This window comes from Pseudomonas sp. UBA4194 (assembly GCF_002379585.1).
In the GTDB taxonomy this organism is placed as follows: Bacteria; Pseudomonadota; Gammaproteobacteria; order Pseudomonadales; family Pseudomonadaceae; genus Aquipseudomonas.
The window spans coordinates 1-15,840 of record NZ_DFUE01000050.1; the positions used below are offsets into that span (position 1 = coordinate 1).

Consider the following 15,840-nt stretch of genomic DNA (forward strand, 5'->3'; position numbering starts at 1 on the left):
AGAGGGAGCTAGAAGCGGATCCCGGTAGTTGATACACCGCCGTACGGCTCCCTCTCCCCCAGGGAGAGGGCTGGGGTGAGGGGACCATCCACTTCCAAACCCCCTCCCCCACAACCCAACAACAAGAGCCCCCATGCCCACGCGCCCACCTCTGGACACCACCACCGCCCGCTGGCTCCCCTGGGTCATCGCCATTGCCTTCTTCATGCAGGCGCTGGACGGCACCATCCTCAACACCGCGCTGCCGGCCATGGCCACGGACCTTGCCGAGAACCCGCTGCGCATGCAGTCGGTGATCATCGCCTACATGCTCACCGTAGCGCTGCTCATCCCCGCCTCGGGGTGGATCTCCGATCGCTTCGGCACCAAAAAGGTGTTCTTCAGCGCCATCCTGCTGTTCAGCATCGGCTCGCTGCTTTGCGCCCTGTCCGGCAGCCTGGCCATGCTGGTGATCTCGCGCATCATTCAGGGCCTGGGCGGCGCCCTGATGCTGCCGGTGGGCCGGCTGGTGGTGCTGCGCGCCTACCCACGCTCGGAGCTGGTGCGCATCCTCAGCTTCATTACCGTACCGGCCCTGCTCGGCCCGCTGATCGGCCCGACCCTGGGCGGCTGGATGGTGGAATGGCTGAGCTGGCACTGGATCTTCCTGATCAACCTGCCGGTCGGCGCCTTGGGTTGCTGGGCAGTCTGGCATTTTGTCCCCGATCTGCGCGGTGCCGAGCGCACCCGCTTCGACGGTATCGGTTTCCTGCTGTTCGGCGCGGCGATGGTGCTGATCACCATCGCCATGGAGGGCCTGGGCGAATTGCACCTGCCGCACCTGCGCGTGATGTTGCTGCTGTTTGTCGGCATGGCCTGCCTGGCGGCCTATTGGCTGCGCGCCGGGCGCATCGACAACCCGCTGTTCTCACCCAAGCTGTTCCGCACCCGGACCTTCGCCGTGGGCATCCTGGGCAACCTGTTCGCCCGCCTGGGCAGCGGCGCCTTGCCGTTCATGGTGCCGCTGCTGCTGCAAGTGGCATTGGGGCACTCGCCGTCCGAAGCCGGCATGAGCATGATTCCGCTGGCGGCGGCGGCCATGGTGGCCAAATCCATTTCGCGACCGATCATCGAGCGCCTCGGCTACCGCATCGTGCTGACCGGCAATACCCTGCTGCTGGGCTTGCTGCTGGCCAGCCTGGGGCTGGTGTCGGAAACCACGCCGTACTGGCTGCTGCTGACCCAACTGGGCCTGCTGGGGGCCGTCAACTCCCTGCAATTCGCCGCCATGAACACCGTGACCCTGATCGATCTGGACGACGAGAGCGCCAGCAGCGGCAACGGCCTGCTGTCGGTGGTTGCGCAGTTGTCCCTGAGCCTGGGCGTGGCCTGTGCCGGGGCGTTGCTGGGGGGCTTCACGGCATCCCTGGGCAACGAGGGCGTGGACACGGTGCTGGGTGCGTTCCAGGCAACATTCTTCACCATTGGCCTGATGGCCATGCTGGCGGCGGGTATCTTCGTGCAGCTGTCCGACAGCGACGGTCGCCGTGCACCTCGTCCGGAACCTCCGGTGGAGCATTAACCAGCTTTAGGGCGAATGGCCACGGGGCTGATACACTGCGCGACATTTTGTTTTGCAGGCCCGTCCCGTGACCACCATCGCCACCGCTTTTAATACGCTGCCCCTGTCCGCCGCCATGCTGGCCAACCTGGAATCCCTCGGGTATGCCCAGATGACGCCGATCCAGGCGCAAAGCTTGCCGGTGATTCTCAAGGGCATGGACCTGATCGCCCAGGCCAAGACCGGCAGCGGCAAGACCGCAGCGTTCGGCATCGGCCTGCTGAACCCGATCAATCCCCGTTACTTCGGCTGCCAGGCGCTGGTGCTGTGCCCGACCCGTGAGCTGGCCGACCAGGTGGCCAAGGAATTGCGTCGACTGGCCCGCGCCGAAGACAACATCAAGGTGCTGACCCTGTGCGGCGGCGTGTCCCTGGGCCCGCAGATCGCTTCGCTGGAGCACGGCGCGCACATCATCGTCGGCACCCCGGGCCGTATCCAGCAGCACCTGCGCAAAGGCACCCTGGTGCTGGACGGCTTGAACACCCTGGTGCTCGATGAAGCCGATCGCATGCTCGACATGGGTTTCTACGACGCCATCGCCGACATCATCGAGCAGACCCCCGAGCGCCGCCAGACGCTGCTGTTCTCGGCCACCTACCCTGTGGGCATAAAGCAGCTGTCATCGAAATTCATGCGCGACCCGCAGCAGGTCAAGGCCGAAGCCCTGCATGCCGACAACCAGATCGAGCAGCGCTTCTACGAGATTTCGCCGGACGACCGCCTGAGTGCGGTGGTCAAGGCGCTGGGGCATTTCCGTCCGCAATCGTGCGTGGCGTTCTGTTTCACCAAGCAGCAGTGCCAGGAAGTGGTCGATCACCTGACCAGCAAGGGCATCAGTGCAGTGGCCCTGCATGGCGATCTGGAGCAGCGTGATCGCGATCAGGTGCTGGCCATGTTCGCCAACCGCAGTACCTCGGTGCTGGTCGCTACCGATGTGGCGGCCCGCGGCCTGGACATCGATGCCCTGGACATGGTGATCAACGTCGAGCTGGCGCGTGATTCGGAAATCCATATCCACCGGGTAGGCCGTACCGGTCGCGCTGGCGAGAAGGGTCTGGCGATCAGCTTCGTCGCCCCCGCCGAGGCTCACCGTGCCCAGGCCGTGGAGCAGTTGCAGAAATCGCCGCTGAACTGGCAGCCGGTGGACAGCCTGACCAACAAGGGTGGCGAGCCGCTGCTGCCCGCCATGAGCACCCTGTGCATCGGTGCCGGGCGCAAGGACAAGGTGCGCCCGGGTGACATCCTTGGCGCGTTGACCGGTGAGGCCGGGATTCCGGGGACCCAGGTAGGCAAGATCGCGATTTTCGATTTCCAGGCGTATGTGGCCGTGGAACGGGGGATTGCCAAGCAGGCGCTGCAGCGTTTGAACAGCGGCAAGATCAAGGGCCGTTCGCTGCGGGTGCGGATTCTGTAACAGGCAGGTCCGGCCTCATCGCGAGTAGAACCCGCTCCCACAGGGTTGTATGCCAGTCCCCTGTGGGAGCGGGTTCTACCCGCGATGAGGCCGTCCCTGACACCCCACCATGCAAGAGGACCACGCAGTGCGCTCTACCCCCGTCATCATCATCGGCGCCGGTGCCGCCGGCTTGATGTGTGCCCTCAGCGCCGCGCAGCGCGGCCGTGAGGTGTTGCTGATCGACCACGCCAACAAACCCGGCAAGAAAATCCTCATGTCCGGCGGCGGTCGCTGCAATTTCACCAATATGTACACCGAACCTGCCAACTTCCTCTCGCAGAACCCCCACTTCTGCAAGTCGGCCCTGGCCCGCTATACCCAGTGGGACTTCATTGCCCTGGTGGGCAAGCACGGCGTGCCTTACCACGAGAAGAAGCTCGGCCAGCTGTTCTGCGACAACAAGTCCAGCGACATCCTGGGCCTGCTGCTGGCCGAATGCGAAGAAGCCGGGGTCGAGCTGCGCATGGACACCTCGGTGCAAAGCATCGAAAAGACCGACAGCGGCTATCGACTGACCACCAGCCTGGGCGTCATCGCTTGCCAGTCGCTGGTGATCGCCACCGGCGGCCTGTCGATCCCGACGTTGGGCGCGACGGGATTCGGCTACCAGGTGGCGCGCCAGTTCGGCCACAGCGTGCTGCCGACCCGTGCAGGGTTGGTGCCGTTCACCATCACCGACCAGCTCAAGGACCTGTGCACCGAATTGTCCGGCACCTCGGTGGACTGCCTGGTGAGCTGCAACGACGAGGCCTTTCGCGAGAACATCCTGTTCACCCACCGCGGCCTGAGCGGGCCGGCAATCCTGCAGATTTCCTCGTTCTGGCAGCCCGGCGATACGGTGCAGATCAATCTGCTGCCCGACCACGACGCCCTGGGCTGGCTGCAACAGCAGCAGGCCGAACGGCCGAATGCCGAGCTCAAGACCTTGCTGGGGGAAATCTTCACCAAGAAGATGGCCAACCTGCTGGCCGAGCGCTGGTTCGTGTCCAAGCCGATGAAACAGTACAACCCGGCCGAACTGGCCGAGGTGGCGATCAAACTCGCCGCCTGGCAGCTGGTGCCAGCGGGCACCGAGGGCTACCGCACCGCCGAGGTGACGCTGGGTGGCGTGGATACCCGTGAGGTGTCGTCCAAGACCATGGAATCACTGAAAAGCCCGGGGCTGTATTTCGTGGGGGAAGTGCTGGATGTGAGCGGGCACCTGGGTGGGTTCAATTTCCAGTGGGCGTGGGCTTCGGGGTATGCGGCGGCGCAGTTTGTCTGAGGGTCGGCGGTGAAGGGTCCCCTCACCCCAGCCCTCTCCCTGAGGGAGAGGGAGCCTTGACCGCGTCTCCCCAGGGAGAGGGCCGCGGTCAAGGGTCCTCTCACCCCAGCCCTCTCCCTGAGGCGGAGGGAGCCTTGACCCCGTCTCCCCAGGGAGGGAGGCCTTCACTCCCCGCCCCGGCTTTTGCACCGAGCAGACGCCAAAACCTTCCAGACAGTGATAGATTGACACCGTTCATCAGATCAACTGCCTAAAGGTCCGCCCCTTCTTCATGGCATCCAAGTCGTTTCGCCAATCAATGCGCCGCCTGTGGGCGCTGGACAAGTTCAGCTACAGCGTGCGGGTATTCATCGCCCTGTCCGGCAGCATGGCGCTGTGCTGGTATGAAAACGAAATGCGTCTGCTGGTGCCTTTGTTCCTGGGCATCATCGCCTGTGCACTGGCCGAAACCGACGACAACTGGCAAGGCCGCATCAGCGCCCTGATCGTCACCCTGTCCTGCTTCAGCGTGGCCGCCTTCGCCGTCGAGCTGCTGTTTCCCTACCCCTATGTTTTCGTCATTGCCCTGGCGCTGGCCAGCTTTGCCTTGACCATGCTCGGTGCCCTCGGCGAGCGCTACGGCGCCATCGCCTACGCCACGCTGATCCTCTCGGTGTACACCATGATCGGCGTCGACCAGCGCGGCGGCGAGGTCACCAATTTCTGGCGCGAGCCGGTGCTGCTGGTGGCGGGAGCAGCCTGGTACGGCCTGCTCTCGGTGCTTTGGCAGGCACTGTTCTCCAACCAGCCGGTGCAACAGGCGCTCGCGCGCTTGTTCAGCGAGCTGGGCCAGTACCTGAAGCTGAAAGCCAGCCTGTTCGAGCCCATCCGCCAGCTGGATGTGGAAGCTCGTCGACTGGAGCTGGCCAAGCAGAACGGCCGCGTGGTGGCCGCGCTCAACACCGCCAAGGAAATCATCCTGCATCGCGTCGGCAACGGCCGCCCCGGCTCCAAGGTCAGCCGCTACCTGAAACTGTACTTCCTGGCTCAGGACATCCACGAGCGCGCCAGCTCTTCCCACTACCCCTACAATGCGCTGGCCGAAGCCTTCTTCCACAGTGACGTGCTGTTCCGCTGCCAACGGCTGCTGCGCCAGCAAGGCGTCGCCTGTCAGCGACTGGGCGAGTCCATCCAGCTGCGCCAGCCGTTCGTCTACGACGACAGCTTCGCCGAGGCCCTGGGCGACCTGCACGCCTCCCTCGAACACTTGCGCATCCAGAGCAATCCGGCCTGGCGCGGCCTGCTGCGCTCGTTGCGCGCCCTGGCCGCCAACCTCGGTACCCTCGACCGCCTGCTCAGCGACGCCAGCAACCCCGACCGCCTCGCCGACGCCCGCGACAGCAGCCTGCTGGACCGCTCGCCCAGGGGCATCAAGGACTTCTGGGGCCGTATCCGGCAGAACCTGACGCCCACCTCCCTACTGTTTCGCCATGCGCTGCGCCTGCCCCTGGCACTGGTGATCTGCTACGCCACCGTGCACCTGATCCACCCCAGCCAGGGCTACTGGATCATGCTGACCACCCTGTTCGTCTGCCAGCCCAGCTACGGCGCCACGCGACGCAAACTGGGCCAGCGGATCATCGGCACGGCCATTGGCCTGACGGTGGGCTGGGCGCTGTTCGACTTGTTCCCCAGCCCCATCATCCAATCGTTGTTCGCCATCGCCGCGGGCCTGGTGTTCTTCGTCAACCGCACCACGTCGTACACCATCTCCACCGCCGGTATCACCCTGATGGTGCTGTTCTGCTTCAACCAGACCGGCGACGGCTACGGCCTGTTCCTGCCGCGTCTGTTCGACACCCTCATCGGCAGCCTGATCGCGGGCCTGGCGGTGTTCCTGTTCCTGCCCGACTGGCAGGGCCGCAAGCTGAACAAGGTGCTGGCCAATACCCTGGCCTGCAACAGCACCTATCTGCGCCAGATCATGCAGCAGTACGCCAACGGCAAGAGTGACGACCTGGCCTACCGGTTGGCGCGGCGCAATGCCCACAACGCCGATGCAGCGCTGTCCACTACCCTGGCCAACATGTTGATGGAGCCGGGCCACTTCCGTAAGGAGGCTGATGTGGGCTTCCGTTTCCTGGTGCTGTCCCACACCCTGCTCAGCTACCTGTCCGGGCTGGGCGCGCACCGTGGCACCGAGCTGCCGTCAGAGGTGCGCGAGCAGTTGATCGAGGGCGCCGGGGAGAATCTGGCCCGCAGCATCGATGAGATTGCCGCCGGCCTGGCCACCCGCGAAACGGTGCAGGTGCAGAGCGACGCCGAGGAAGCACTGGCCAACGAGCTGGAGCAGATGCCCGAGGAGGTGGATGAGGGGCAACGGCTGGTGCAGACCCAGCTGGCCCTGATCTGCCGTCAACTGGGCCCGCTGCGGACCCTCGCCGCGCACCTGATCAAGGCCCCGGTGGCCACCACGACGCCCGTTTAGACTGGGCGTTTTTCAACGTATCGAAAGGTTTTTTGTACATGGCAATAGAGTGGATTTGCAGCCTGCCTGGCGAACTGCACCTGGAGCACCTCTACGAAGTGCTGCGTCTGCGCAGCGAGGTGTTCGTGGTCGAACAGCAATGTGTCTATCAGGACGTCGACGGGCAGGACCTGCACGGCGAGACTCGCCACCTGATGGCGTGGGACGACGGCCGGCTGGTGGCCTACCTGCGCCTGCTGGACCCGGCTACCCAGAACGGCGACGTGGTCATCGGCCGAGTGGTGATCGCCCCTGCCGCCCGAGGCACCGGTCTGGGCCACGAATTGATGGCCCAGGCCCTGGAGCACTGTGCGCGGCACTGGCCTGACACGCCCATCTACCTCTCCGCCCAGGCCCACCTGCAAGGCTATTACGGCCGCTCAGGCTTCGTTGCCCAAGGCGAAGAATACCTGGAAGACGGCATCCCCCACATCGGCATGCGCCGCGCTTGACCTGTCTCCCAGACCAACGATTTGCGATCGGCTTTTAGCCCCCTCTCCCTCAGGGAGAGGGCTGGGGTGAGGGGACCATCCCCCCCAAACCCCAAGCCCTACCCCCTCACGGATACCCCAGCACTTCCTTCACCCGCCCCAGATTCTGCCCGATCCACTCCCGATCGATCGCGCCCCACTGCCGAATCACATACCGGCCAATATGGTTGCGCTCACCATCCTGCTGTTCGAATTCACACACGATGTCCAGGTCCGCCAGCGCCGCAATGGTGTCCTGCGCCGTGCGCCGGGGCATGCCGGTGACCTCGGTCAGGGCCGGTACGCTGGCGGCCTGGCCACTGTCGATCAACCAGGCTACATACAAGCGCCGGTAGAAACTGCTGCGGGTCTTGCTGACATCCATGGGGCATATCCTTTGAGTGGACCTGTTTTCAGGTCGGCTGGGGCAGGTCGCGGTACGTCAGGTAGACACGCAGGTCGAATTCCAGCTGGTGATAGCCCGGCTGCATGTATTCACAGAGCTGGTAGAAGGCCTTGTTATGGTCAGCCTCTTTCAGATGGGCCAGCTCATGCACCACGATCATCTTCAGGAACTGCGGCGCGGCGTCCTTGAACAAGGCGGCAATGCGGATCTCCTTCTTGGCCTTGAGCTTGCCACCCTGCACCCGGGAAACCGCCGTATGCAGACCCAGGGCACGGTGCGTCAGGTCCAGACGGTTGTCGAACAGCACCTTGTCGATATTCGGCGCATTGCGCAGGTGTTCCTGCTTCAGTGCAGTGGCGTAGGCGTAGAGGGCCTTGTCGCTCTGCACCGCATGCCGGTCGGGATAGCGCTGGGCCAGATAGTCGGCCAGCTGACCGCGGTCGATCAGCTGGCGAACCTGGTCTTGCAGCGCTTGCGGATAGGCTTGCAGGTACTTCAGGGTTGTCATGGTGCGCGTTACATGGCGATTTCGATGTGGCCAGTCTACCACCTGAAGGTGGCTGGAAAATCACTGGCCGCCTGGGCGGTCAGCGGTCGGGCGGCGACGAAGCCCTGCACCCAGTCGCAGCCTGCGCTGCGCAGCCAGTCACACTGTTCGCGGGTTTCCACGCCCTCGGCGATCACCGCCACGCCGAACGCATCGCACGCCTGAATGATGCTGCGCACGAACACCCCGTCGCGTTCTGAATCAGGCAGTTTGGCGATCAGGTGACGATCGAGCTTGAGGGTGTCGATCGGCAGGTCGCGCAGCAGCTTCAACGAACAGTTGCCCACGCCGAAATCGTCCAGGGCAATCTTCACTCCCAGGTTGCGCAACTGGTGCAGCTGGTGCGCGGCCTCCTGGAGGTTGTGCATCAGCGAGGCCTCGACCACTTCCACTTCCAGTTGCTGGGGCCGCAGGCCGTGCAGGGCAATCGCTCGCTGTAGTTCTGCCACCAGGTTAGGCATACCGAACTGGGCATTGCTCAGGCTGATGCTCAGGACCATGTCCGGGGCAAAGCCGTCGAACCAGGCCCGTCGCTGCACCGCACCCTGCTCGAAGATCCAACTGGTCAGGTGGCTGATCAGGCGGGCCTCTTCGAGCAAGGGAATGAACAGCCCGGGCGGCACATCGCCGACGCTGGGGTGACGCCAGCGCAGCAAGGCCTCGAAGCCACGCAGGCGGCCGTCGGCGATGGACACCTGCGGCTGGTAGACCAGACTGAAATCATGGTTCTCGATGGCATCGCTGACACTGCTTTCGAGCAACAGCCGTGACCGTGCACGGCCGTTCATGTCCTGATCGTAGTAGCGATACTGCTGACGTCCGGCCTGCTTGGCCGCGTACATGGCGATATCAGCCGCGCGCAGCAGGCTGTCCAGGTTGCCACCACAGTCCGGGTACGTGGCGATTCCGATGCTCACCCCCAGGCTGATGTCCAGGCCATCGATCTTGAGGCTCATGGCGATGCGCTCCATGAGCTTCTCCGCGACCTTGGCCGCCTGCTCGGGGTAATCGAGGTTATCGAGCAGCGTGGTGAACTCATCGCCGCCCATGCGCGCGACGATGTCGTAGGGACGCAAGGCGTCCTTGAGCTGTTCGGCTACCCACCGCAGTGCGCGGTCGCCGGCATCATGGCCGTGGCCGTCATTGATGCGCTTGAAGCCGTCCAGATCCAGGTAAAGCAGGGCCTGGGCCTTTTCTGTTCGCTCGTTGCGCACCAGCGCGCTTTCCACCGCCTGGTAGAAGCCGCGACGGTTGAGCAGCCCGGTCAGCGGGTCGGTGACGGCCTGATACTCCAGCTGCTGATGCAGGTTGCGCACCACCGACATGTCGAGAATGGTCACCACCATGGCCTTCTGCTCGCCGGGCAACGGCGCGCAGGACAGGGCCACCGGGAGTTGCTGAGCATTGAGCGTGCGCATCAGCGCGTCATGCACCCGGTAGGTATCGCGGGTGACGTAGGCACGGTAGAACTCCGACTCCTGCCAACTGGCAACATGCGGCTTGTGCAGGAATTCGGCCAGGGTGGCGGTCTGCAGATGGTCCACCGAGGCGCCCAGCAAGCGTGAGATGGCCGGGTTGGCGAAGGTGATCTGGCCCTGTTCGCCCACCACCAGAATGCCTTCGGCGGCATTCTCCAGCACCGAGGCATTGAAGGCCCGGGCAGACTCCAGGTCGCGGCTCAGGCGCTGCAGGTCGCGGCGGTTGCGTTGCTGCTCGAGCAGGGCCTGGACCTTGGGCCGCAGGATCTGCGGGTCGAAGGGTTTGAACAGGTAGTCCACCGCGCCCGTGGCGTAGCCCTTGAGCACGGCTGCCTGGGATTGCTCGTTGGCGGTCAGGAAAATGATCGGGGTCAGCCGGGTCCGCTGGCTGCCACGCATCAGGCGAGCGACTTCAAAGCCGTCCATGCCGGGCATCTGTACATCCAGCAGTACCAGATCGACCTCATGCTCCAGCAGCTTGCCCAGCGCTTCGACCCCGGAGGCAGCGGTGACCACCTGCCAGTCCTGGCGCTCGAGCAGGGCCCGCATGCTCAGCAGGTTTTCGGGATAGTCGTCGACGACCAATAGCGTGGAGCCGCCTGCATCAGGCGGTATAGGGGCGCATTCCATGCTTGTTCTCATTCAGACGTGGCTGAATCCGGATTCGCCCGGACGCTTCAAAAGGTGACTTTAGACCCGGAGCCGGCAAAGCAGTAGGCTAATTTTTCCAAGTGTTCCAAAAATATGACAGTTACCCGATAAACGGTAAATGATCAGCACCAGAAGAATCAACGACTTGTGCAAAAGCGACAAACGGCTGGCGCCATAGAGCTGTCACTCGCTGAAGTTTTCTATACATTCGCCGAAAAGAAAAAAGGAGAGCACTTAACCCACTACCCAGCGACGGACGCTTTTCACGGCCGATGCCCGACGCGATCATAGTTGAGACATTGAAATGATTGACTTAGCAGTTTGGAATCTGAGTGTTCCTGTTGGCTCGCCCGCCGTGACCATCGATACGCCGACCCTGGTCAAGGGCTTCACCAATGAATACTTTCATGCCGACAGCAACACGCTGTTCTTCTGGGCACCGGTCACCGGCAGCACTACCAAGAGCGCCAAGTACCCGCGCAGCGAACTGCGTGAAACCAGTGCTGACGGCAAGGAAAACAATTGGCTGTACAGCAGCGCCGACAACTACCTGCGCGCCAACTTGACGGTCAACCAAGTGCCTTCCACCGGCAAGATCGTCATCGGTCAGATCCACGTCGAGGGCAGTAACGAACCACTGCTCAAAGTGGAATATCAGTACAAGGAAAAACTGGGCACGGGCAACATCGTTGCCAAAGTGCGACCGACACCCGGCCAGACTGAACCCACGGTCATCACCGTGGCGACCGGTGTGCCGATGAACCAGAAGTTCAACTACACCATTCGCCTGACCCCTGGCGGCACGCTCTACGTGGCGGCTGCCAACTTCAGCTGGCAGCAGAAGATCGACAGTGCCTGGAAAACCAAGCCGATGTACTTCAAGGCCGGTGTATATACCCAGGACAACACCGGCTACGCCACCGAAGGCGGCAAGGTGACGTTCTACAAGCTGGACGTGCAGCACACCAAGAAAGCCTGATCAGGCACCGCGCAAAAAAAAACCCGCCAAACGGCGGGTTTTTTGTAGACGCTGAACGCTTAGTTGACCTTGGCTGCCAACTCGCCGCTGGCGTAACGCTGGAACATGCCTTCCAGGGAGATCGGCTTGATCTTGGATGCATTGCCGGCGGTGCCAAACGCTTCGTAACGGGCGATACACACGTCACGCATGGCCTTCACGGTTTCAGCGAAGTATTTGCGTGGGTCGAACTCGGCCGGGTTCTGCGCCATGAAGCGGCGGATGGCACCGGTAGAGGCCAGACGCAGGTCGGTATCGATGTTGACCTTGCGCACGCCGTACTTGATGCCTTCGACGATTTCCTCGACCGGCACGCCGTAGGTTTCCTTGATGGCGCCGCCGTATTCGTTGATGATCGCCAGCCACTCCTGAGGCACCGACGAGGAGCCGTGCATCACCAGATGGGTGTTGGGGATACGCGCATGGATCGCCTTGATGCGATCGATCGCCAGGATGTCGCCGGTCGGTGGCTTGGTGAACTTGTAGGCGCCGTGGCTGGTGCCGATGGCAATGGCCAGGGCGTCGACCTGGGTACGGGCAACAAAGTCGGCGGCTTCTTCAGGGTCGGTCAGCATCTGGCTGTGGTCCAGGATGCCTTCGGCGCCGACGCCATCTTCTTCACCGGCCTGGCCGGTTTCCAGCGAACCAAGGCAGCCCAGCTCGCCTTCCACCGATACGCCACAGGCGTGGGCGAAGGATACGGTCTGCGAGGTGACGCGCACGTTGTAGTCGTAGTCGGTCGGGGTCTTGCCGTCGACGCCCAGGGAGCCGTCCATCATCACCGAGCTGAAGCCCAGCTGGATGGAGCGCTGGCAGATGTCCGGGCTGGTGCCGTGGTCCTGGTGCATGCACACCGGGATATGCGGGAATTCTTCGATGGCAGCCAGGATCAGGTGGCGCAGGAATGGCGCACCGGCATATTTGCGAGCGCCGGCCGAGGCCTGAACGATTACCGGAGAGTCGGTCTTGTCAGCGGCTTCCATGATGGCGCGCATCTGTTCAAGGTTGTTGACGTTGAAAGCGGGTACGCCATAGCCGAATTCGGCGGCGTGGTCCAACATCTGGCGCATGCTGATAAGTGCCATTGTATTTGTCTCTCCCAGTCCAGGGTCGTTGATCGTTGCAGCCTGCCGCAGCGGCGACTGCTATTCAAGTAATCTCGTTCATCGTGCGGACCTGCAAAGGCCCGGCCAATCACGGAGCCTTGCAGCCCCGGCCAATCAGATCGTCGGTGGCGACCCAGTACACCAGGCCTTCATCACCTTTCTTGTGCAACGCCAGCACGCCGTCGCTGAACAACTCGCCTTCAGCCCCGGCCTGGGGCGTCAGCGAATACAGCGTGTCGCTGCCAGCAAGCTTGACCTCCATGGAAATCTTGTCTGCGGCAGCGTAACGCCACTGCAGGTCAACCTGGCTGTCGCAACGCCAGGTCGTCCAACTGGGCGACACCGGCATCTGCTTGGGAAAATACGCGCAAGCAGACAACGTCGCCATTGCCATTACCGCCATACAGCCTTTCATGCATCCACCTCGAGCGGCTGGGCAACAGGCCCGTTCGACACGGGCAAAAACAGTTTACTGCGACCCACAATCCTGCAGATTGTTCGCGCCTGCAGTCGGATCGCCGGTGGCGTTGGTGCGCACCCGCTGGTCATCCTGGGTGGTGGGCGTGGCCACCGCGGCCGGGCTGAACACTTCGCAGGTACCTTTGCCGCCGCTGGTGCATCCGCTCAACAGGGCCAAACCGAGCAATGCCGCAAAGCCGATCTTCATGGTGAAACTCCTTTTTTCGCTGCGCTGATAAAACCTGGACTCACCACAGCAGACCATGAAGTCGCGGCTTTGGTTGCCTCAAGGGCAGCCGGGCGCCTTGGCCTGTTGCTCCGGATCGTACTTCTCCAGCGCATCGTCGCCCATCCGCTTGCCCACCACGGGCACGCTTTCGGCCTGCCACTGCGACTGGTAGCAGCCGCCGCTGGCGGGCTTGGCGCCGTCGTCATCGGACGTTGCCGGCGCACTGCCGCAGCCCGCCATGACACCCAGCAGGAGCGACAATGTGGTGGCCTTGAACATCCGCTTATCCATGATTTTCACGCGCCTCAGGCCTTGGCCCGTTGCTCCAGCATTTCGACGGCTGGCAGCACCTTGCCTTCGACGAACTCCAGGAACGCACCACCCCCGGTGGAGATGTAGGAGATGTCGGCGCTGACGCCGTACTTGTCGATGGCCGCCAGGGTATCGCCACCGCCGGCGATGGAGAACGCCGAGCTTTCAGCGATGGCCTTGGCCAGGACCTTGGTGCCGTTGCCGAACTGGTCGAACTCGAACACGCCCACCGGGCCATTCCACAGAATGGTCTTGGACGATTTCAGCAGTTCGGCGAAGTTTTCCGCCGTCTGCGGCCCGATGTCCAGGATCATGTCGTCATCGGCAACGTCGGCGATCAGCTTGACCGTGGCCGCAGCGCTTTCGGCGAACTCCTTGGCCACCACCACATCTACCGGCAGCGGCACGCTGACCTTGGCGGCGATGGCGCGGGCGGTGTCCAGCAGATCGGGCTCGTACAGCGACTTGCCGACCTTGTGCCCGGCCGCCGCCAGGAACGTGTTGGCGATGCCACCGCCGACGATCAACTGGTCGCAGATTTCGCTCAGGCTGTTGAGCACGTCCAGCTTGGTGGAGACCTTGGAACCGGCGACGATGGCGGCCATCGGCTTGGCCGGGGCGCCCAGGGCCTTGCCCAGCGCCTCCAGTTCGGCGGCCAGCAGCGGCCCTGCTGCAGCGACCTTGGCGAACTTGGCCACGCCGTGGGTAGAGCCTTCGGCGCGGTGTGCGGTGCCGAAGGCATCCATCACGAACACGTCGCACAGTGCGGCGTATTTGTGCGCCAGCTCGTCGGCGTTCTTTTTCTCGCCCTTGTTGAAGCGCACGTTCTCGAACAGCACCACGTCACCGGCCTGGACCTGGACGCCGTCCAGGTAGTCAGCCACCAGCGGCACTTCGCGGCCCAGGGCCTTGCTCAGGTAATCAGCCACGGGCTTGAGGCTGTTTTCCTCGGAGAACTCACCCTCGGTGGGGCGGCCCAGATGCGAGCAGATCATTACCGCCGCGCCCTTTTCCAGGGCCAGCTTGATGGTGGGCAGCGATGCGACGATACGCGCATCACTGGTCACCGCACCGTTCTTGACGGGCACGTTGAGGTCTTCGCGAATCAGTACGCGCTTACCTTGCAGATCGAGATCAGTCATCTTCAACACGGTCATTGTGTTCAGTCCTTTCAAGCTCGTTTGGAATTGTTCATGACGTGCAGATAGTGCCCTGCGACGTCGAGCATGCGATTGGCAAAACCCCATTCGTTGTCGAACCAGGCCAGCAGGTTCACCAGCCGGGGGCCGGAGACGCGGGTCTGACTGGCGTCGACAATGGCCGAATGGGGGTCGTGGTTGAAATCACAACTGGCGTGCGGCAATTCAGTGTAAGCCAGCAGTCCCTGCAACGGGCCGGCGGACGCTGCGTCGTGGAGGACCCGGTTGACCTCGGCGGCGCAGGTATCGCGGGCAGTCTGCAAGGTAATGTCCAGGCATGACACATTGACGGTGGGCACGCGCACAGCTTTGGCCTGGATTCGCCCGGCAAGTTCCGGCAGCAGCCGCTCGATGCCGCGGGCCAGACCGGTGGACACCGGAATCACCGACTGGAAGGCCGAACGCGTGCGGCGCAGATCTTCGTGGTGGTAGGCGTCGATGACGGGTTGGTCGTTCATCGCCGAGTGAATGGTGGTGATGGACACGTACTCCAGGCCAAAAGCCTGGTCCAGCAGGCGCAGCAACGGCACACCGCAATTGGTGGTGCAGGAGGCGTTGGACACCAGGCGCTCGCGGCCGGTCAGGCACTGCTGGTTGATGCCGAAGACCACGGTGGCATCGACGTCCGCCTCGCTGGCCATGGGCTGCGAGAACAGTACCGCCGGGGCGCCGGCGTCGAGAAAGCGCTGGCCGTCGGCGCGGGTGTTGTAGGCGCCGGAGCACTCCAACACCAGGTCGATGTCCAGCGCTGCCCAGTCGATCCCTTCCGGGGTGGGGCTGCGCGAAACGGCCACGCGATGCCCGTTGATCAGCAGACTGTCGCCGTCGACTTTCACTTCTCCGGGAAAGCGCCCGTGGGTGGAGTCGAAGCGGGTGAGGTATTCGAGACTGGCCATATCGGCCAGATCGTTGATTGCCACCACTTCGAAGTTGACCTGCGCGCCGCGTTCGCACAGCGCGCGGAGCACGCAGCGACCAATGCGGCCATAACCGTTGAGGGCAACTCTGTAGGGCCGGTTCTGAGACATGAAGGATTTCGCCTGGAATTATTCTGTGTAGAAGCAACGCCCATCTCGAACGCGCCCCACAATGCTACCGCCAACCCCTGCAGGGCCAACTGCAGGAGCGGCGTACAGCCG

General features: G+C 63.3%; 15 protein-coding genes. 6 read left to right on the forward strand and 9 right to left on the reverse strand.

Features of this window, described 5'->3' with window-relative positions; all coding sequences use genetic code 11:
- Positions 1-133 precede the first annotated feature (133 nt).
- From mdtD to B3397_RS13175, 5 genes are all read left to right on the forward strand, one after another.
- Complete coding sequence (gene mdtD, locus B3397_RS13155) at positions 134-1,561, forward strand: multidrug transporter subunit MdtD (RefSeq protein ID WP_296250729.1); 1,428 nt, start codon at positions 134-136, stop codon at positions 1,559-1,561.
- 115 nt (positions 1,562-1,676) lie between these two features.
- Positions 1,677-3,014, forward strand: coding sequence for an ATP-dependent RNA helicase DbpA (dbpA, locus tag B3397_RS13160; protein ID WP_296250824.1), 1,338 nt, complete (start codon positions 1,677-1,679; stop codon positions 3,012-3,014).
- Positions 3,015-3,141: 127 nt separating this feature from the next.
- The gene (locus tag B3397_RS13165) at positions 3,142-4,320 is read left to right on the forward strand and encodes an NAD(P)/FAD-dependent oxidoreductase (RefSeq protein WP_296250732.1); all 1,179 of its coding nucleotides are present in this window, start codon (positions 3,142-3,144) and stop codon (positions 4,318-4,320) included.
- A 271-nt stretch (positions 4,321-4,591) separates the two neighbouring features.
- The gene (gene yccS, locus B3397_RS13170) at positions 4,592-6,787 is read left to right on the forward strand and encodes a YccS family putative transporter (RefSeq protein ID WP_296250733.1); all 2,196 of its coding nucleotides are present in this window, start codon (positions 4,592-4,594) and stop codon (positions 6,785-6,787) included.
- Positions 6,788-6,825: 38 nt separating this feature from the next.
- Entirely contained in the window at positions 6,826-7,278 is a 453-nt protein-coding gene (locus B3397_RS13175; protein ID WP_296250735.1) for a GNAT family N-acetyltransferase, read from the forward strand.
- A 106-nt stretch (positions 7,279-7,384) separates the two neighbouring features.
- Here the strand turns inward: B3397_RS13175 and B3397_RS13180 are convergent, their stop codons facing one another.
- Genes B3397_RS13180 through B3397_RS13190 form a run of 3 tightly spaced genes read right to left on the reverse strand, consistent with a single transcriptional unit; the run spans position 7,385 to position 10,357 of the window.
- Positions 7,385-7,681: a winged helix-turn-helix domain-containing protein gene (locus B3397_RS13180; RefSeq protein ID WP_296250737.1), complete on the reverse strand. Its 297-nt coding sequence runs from the start codon at positions 7,679-7,681 to the stop codon at positions 7,385-7,387.
- Positions 7,682-7,709: 28 nt separating this feature from the next.
- Positions 7,710-8,210 (reverse strand): M48 family metallopeptidase, encoded by a 501-nt coding sequence (locus B3397_RS13185; RefSeq protein WP_296250739.1) that lies wholly within the window; start codon positions 8,208-8,210, stop codon positions 7,710-7,712.
- Positions 8,211-8,245: 35 nt separating this feature from the next.
- Entirely contained in the window at positions 8,246-10,357 is a 2,112-nt protein-coding gene (locus tag B3397_RS13190; protein WP_296250741.1) for a putative bifunctional diguanylate cyclase/phosphodiesterase, read from the reverse strand.
- 325 nt (positions 10,358-10,682) lie between these two features.
- On the opposite strand from B3397_RS13190, the gene B3397_RS13195 reads away from it, so the two are divergent.
- Positions 10,683-11,357: a polysaccharide lyase family 7 protein gene (locus B3397_RS13195; RefSeq protein ID WP_296250742.1), complete on the forward strand. Its 675-nt coding sequence runs from the start codon at positions 10,683-10,685 to the stop codon at positions 11,355-11,357.
- 59 nt (positions 11,358-11,416) lie between these two features.
- Here B3397_RS13195 and fba read toward each other — a convergent pair whose 3' ends face one another.
- The 6 genes from fba to epd form a co-directional block, all read right to left on the reverse strand.
- Complete coding sequence (gene fba, locus B3397_RS13200; RefSeq protein WP_296250743.1) at positions 11,417-12,481, reverse strand: class II fructose-bisphosphate aldolase; 1,065 nt, start codon at positions 12,479-12,481, stop codon at positions 11,417-11,419.
- Positions 12,482-12,590: 109 nt separating this feature from the next.
- On the reverse strand, positions 12,591-12,917 hold the full coding sequence (locus B3397_RS13205) for an MliC family protein (RefSeq protein WP_296250744.1): 327 nt from the start codon (positions 12,915-12,917) through the stop codon (positions 12,591-12,593).
- Positions 12,918-12,971: 54 nt separating this feature from the next.
- Positions 12,972-13,169 carry a hypothetical protein gene (locus B3397_RS13210; RefSeq protein ID WP_296250746.1) on the reverse strand — a complete coding sequence of 66 codons (198 nt, stop codon included), beginning with the start codon at positions 13,167-13,169 and terminating at the stop codon, positions 12,972-12,974.
- A 78-nt stretch (positions 13,170-13,247) separates the two neighbouring features.
- Positions 13,248-13,469, reverse strand: coding sequence for a hypothetical protein (locus B3397_RS13215; RefSeq protein ID WP_296250748.1), 222 nt, complete (start codon positions 13,467-13,469; stop codon positions 13,248-13,250).
- 26 nt (positions 13,470-13,495) lie between these two features.
- The gene (locus B3397_RS13220; protein WP_296250749.1) at positions 13,496-14,659 is read right to left on the reverse strand and encodes a phosphoglycerate kinase; all 1,164 of its coding nucleotides are present in this window, start codon (positions 14,657-14,659) and stop codon (positions 13,496-13,498) included.
- 14 nt (positions 14,660-14,673) lie between these two features.
- Complete coding sequence (gene epd, locus B3397_RS13225) at positions 14,674-15,729, reverse strand: erythrose-4-phosphate dehydrogenase (protein ID WP_296250750.1); 1,056 nt, start codon at positions 15,727-15,729, stop codon at positions 14,674-14,676.
- Between the last annotated feature and the right edge of the window lie 111 nt (positions 15,730-15,840).